This window comes from Oleiphilus sp. HI0043, from assembly GCF_001634935.1.
This window is the reverse complement of the sequence record NZ_LWEY01000363.1, coordinates 1-1120: the sequence shown is the minus strand read 5'-3', so window position 1 is coordinate 1120 and position 1120 is coordinate 1. Positions and strand designations below refer to the sequence as shown.

Genomic DNA, 1120 nt, shown 5'->3' with positions numbered 1-1120 from the left:
GACCGCATCAAGCATTATCTAGATGAACTGGTTTCTGATGAGAACCTGGACCAGTACATTCGTTTTCAACAGAAAGTCATATCAGCTGACTGGAACTCGGAACAAAACCGCTGGCTTGTCAGTATCGAGCGAGCAGATGGGTCGCAGTACCATATTGCTGCGAAATTCCTTACCTGTTGTTCAGGCTATTACAATTATGAAAAAGGTTACCTGCCAAATTTCGAAGGCTATGATGACTTCAAAGGAACCATTGCCCACCCTCAGCAATGGCCTGTTGATATGGACTACTCAGGTAAGCGCGTTATTGTCATAGGCAGTGGTGCGACGGCCGTCACCGTTGTACCCGCAATGGCAAAGAAAGCAGCTCATGTCACCATGGTTCAGCGCTCGCCAAGCTACGTCTACTCTCGCCCCGCTTCAGACATGTTATTTAGAATAATCTCTAAAATACTCCCGGCGGGCCTAACGAATAGAATCATGCGCGCCAAATACACTACCATGCAGCAAATGGTATTTATGTTATCCAAACGCTTTCCAAACTTTATTCGTAAGCTTGTCAGAGATATGAATAGGAAAGCACTGGCGGGAGCAGCTGACGTCGATACTCATTTCAAGCCCACCTACAATCCATGGGATCAGCGTATGGCCCTGGTACCTGATGCAGATTTATTCAATTCAGTTCGTTCCGGCAAAGCGAGTATCGTCACTGAGCATATAGCGCGCTTCACTGAGAAAGGAATATTGTTGAAGTCGGGCGACGAAATTGAAGCCGATATTATTGTTCCCGCCACAGGGCTCGATCTTCAGCTATGGGGAAAAATGAAACTGAGTGTCGATGGTCACGACGTCGATGCGCCTAAGCTAACCAACTATAAAGGCATGATGTTCAGCCAAATGCCAAACTTTGCTTGGGTCTTTGGATACACTAACTCTTCCTGGAGCTCAAAGCAGAGCTGACCTTTGATTATGTCTGCCGCCTATTGGAACACATGGAGCAAAATGGTTACCAAAGTGTCTACCCTTACCGTGAACCAAACGCCAAACAAAGCACCATTGTTGCACTGAAATCTGGCTACGTATTAAGAGCTCTCGACCGCTTGCCTGGCCAGGGAGAGTCCTT

1 protein-coding gene is annotated in these 1120 nt (G+C 47.1%); it reads left to right on the top strand.

All coding sequences use genetic code 11. The annotated features are described in order from the left end of the window. Positions 1-957, top strand: a 957-nt coding sequence (locus A3729_RS05030; RefSeq protein WP_156497677.1) for an NAD(P)/FAD-dependent oxidoreductase, incomplete at its 5' end; no start/stop codon positions are given. Between the last annotated feature and the right edge of the window lie 163 nt (positions 958-1120).